The organism is Lyngbya aestuarii BL J (assembly GCF_000478195.2).
GTDB classification, from domain to species: Bacteria; Cyanobacteriota; Cyanobacteriia; order Cyanobacteriales; family Microcoleaceae; genus Capilliphycus; species Capilliphycus aestuarii.
Genome location: NZ_AUZM01000155.1, coordinates 1 through 2,907, shown reverse-complemented (window position 1 = coordinate 2,907; position 2,907 = coordinate 1). Strand labels below are relative to the sequence as shown.

General features: G+C 38.5%; 2 protein-coding genes. Both read left to right on the top strand.

Features of this window, described 5'->3' with window-relative positions; all coding sequences use genetic code 11:
- Positions 1-867: calcium-binding protein (locus M595_RS27020; protein WP_023069779.1), on the top strand; the 867-nt coding region annotated here is incomplete at its 5' end.
- A 175-nt stretch (positions 868-1,042) separates the two neighbouring features.
- Positions 1,043-2,907 (top strand): choice-of-anchor D domain-containing protein (locus tag M595_RS27015; protein ID WP_023069780.1); only part of this gene is annotated, 1,865 nt, incomplete at its 3' end.

Genomic DNA, 2,907 nt, shown 5'->3' with positions numbered 1-2,907 from the left:
GGAACCGTTGAAAACGACGAAATTCTTGGAAATTCCAACAATAATACTCTCTTTGGAATGGGGGGAGATGACAATATTTATAGTCAAGATAGTGATGACTTAATTTTTGGAAATGAAGGAAATGACCACATCGATACAGGCTTGGGAAATGATAGCATTTATGGCGGTAAAAATAATGATGCAGTCTGGGGAAAAGAGGGAAATGATATGATTTGGGGGAATTTAGATTCAGATTCTCTCATGGGAAGTTCGGGAAATGATAGCATTTATGGCGGTCAAGAAGATGATTATATTTGGGGAGGTTTGGGAGAAGATTGGCTGTTTGGTGATATCGGAAATGATATCGTTAGCGGGGGGGATGACAATGATAATCTGTTTGGAAATCAAGGAAATGATGAATTATTCGGTAACTCGGGAAATGATACCATTTTTGCAGGTAAAGATAATGATAGCATCTGTGGTGGCAGTAATCAAGATTTACTCTTGGGAAATTTAGGTGCAGATTTAATCCGAGGTGGTGATGGTGATGATACTTTGTATGGAGGTCAGGCTAATGATACGTTAGTGGGTGGAGAGGATAACGATTTAATCAGTGGTGATTTCGGGAACGATTTGTTAATTGGGGGTGAGGGAGAGGATACATTTTTAATAAGTTCAACTCTCGAAAAGGATACAATTGCTGATTTTGTTGTCGGTCAAGATAAAATTGCACTCGCAGGTGATTTAACCTTCGACAAACTGAGTCTGAATTTCATAGAAAACTCCACTGTTATCGCGATTGAAAGTAGCGGGGAGGAGTTGGCAATATTAACAGGTATTTTACCCACTCAAATTAGTTCTAGTGATTTTGTTCAATTTGGCTTATAATTTTAAAATTAATCTAGAATCCATCAAAAAATTTCATACAACGGTGTATCTACTTAAAATCATTTTAAAAAACGAACTCATAGGATGTTTATCAATAAAAATTGATTAATTTAATCTCCGGAAAATACTTGAAATTACTAGAAAAATAAAATATAAGCTAGAGAGAGGTCGGAAAATGATTACTGTCACCAATACGAATGATAATGGCTTGGGTTCTCTCAGAAATGCAATAAAAACTGCACAACCTGGAGATATTATTCAATTTGATGCAAGTCTTGTAGGTCAAACAATTACCCTAACTAGCGGTCAACTTGAAATCGATAAAAATCTCACTATTGATGGTCAAAATGCACCGGATTTAATCATTAGTGGAAATCAAACTAATCGAGTTTTTGATATTAAAATTGATGCGAACTTTCAGTCACCTGCGGTTAGCTTAAAAAACCTAATTATTGCAGAAGGAAAAGCACAAGGAACAGGACAAGACGGTGCGGGTGGAGGAATTCGCATGGCGAGTGAAACCACATTAACCTTAGAAAATAGCGAACTCCGAAATAATGTTGCTCAATTTGCGGGAGGAATTTTAACTGGGTTTAAGAGTAACACAACTATTATTAATAGTAAGTTTGATAACAATGATGGTACACTCGGAAAAAGCGAACGGGGTGGCGGTGCAATTGCAACTCAAAGCGCAGGTTCTCTCACCGTACTTGATAGCGAATTTACCAATAATAAAGGAATTAATGGCGGTGCAATTAATCACCTGTTAGGAAACCTTACCGTTGAAAATTCCCGATTTATTAATAACTCCTCAATCCCAGGTGGAACGGTTTCTGATGGTTTGGGTGGTTATTATGGTGCTGGTGGTGCAATTTATACCGATGGTGCGAATGCTTCAGGGCCTAATTTTTCACCCGGTTCTCAAGGCGGAATCATTCAAATTAATAACAGTTTATTTGACGGAAATCAAGGTGCTGGACAAGGGGGAGGACTATTTTTATTTGTTTATCCACCGGATAAAGTTATTGTTGAAAATAGTACCATTCAAAACAACACAATTCTCGAAAATTTGAAAGGAGAAGGTTTGGGGGGTGGCTTAAGACATGGTAACGGCGAACTTACTCTTTCTAATACTACTTTTACCGGAAATCGCGCTTTAAGTCAAGGGGGAGGTTTATGGATTGGCGAACAATCTCCAACTACTATTACAAATAGCACATTTTCAGGAAATCGAGCCGAATCAGAAGATGGAAATAGCGGTTTAGGGGGTGCAATTGCTTTAAGTAATGGTACAAACCAGACCAATATTATTAACACAACCATTGCTAATAATTACGCGGGTTTTCAAGGCGGAGGATTTTGGGGTGGCGGTTCTCAAACGAGGCTAAAAAATACGATTGTTGCTTACAATGTTGCTAACAATGGCGGAAATAATTGGAATATTAATCATCATACTGGCTTTCAATTTAGCGATGATGGCGGTAATTTTCAATCCAATGAACTCAACCCGAATGATATTAAAATTACCCAGAATGTGACTTTAACTGACCCCTTACTGGGAAGCTTGCAGAATATTAATGGCGTTTTAGTTCACCCTTTACAGGTTGGAAGTCCGGTGATAGATGCCGGAGTTTCTGTTAATCTAACGACTGACCAACGAGGTCAAACTCGTCCAATAGACGGGGATGAAAATGGCGTTGCTAAAGTAGATAGTGGTTCCTATGAATATCAAGTTGCTGCTGTAACATTACCCGAAATATCCGTTATTCAAAATACCACTAATATTGCTGACAATACCGGAACGTTTGACTTCGGAACTTCGACGGTTGGAAGCGTAGTTAGCAAAACCTTCACTATCGAAAATAACGGAACTGCTGACTTAACTCTTTCGGAGTTAACGCTTCCCACCGGGTTAACTTTAGCGGGAACTTTCCCAACCGTTATTGCTGCGGGTTCTCAAGGAACTTTTGATGTTCAACTTGATACAAATACCGCAAATACTTTTAACGGAGAACTTTCATTTACAACCAACGACACGGA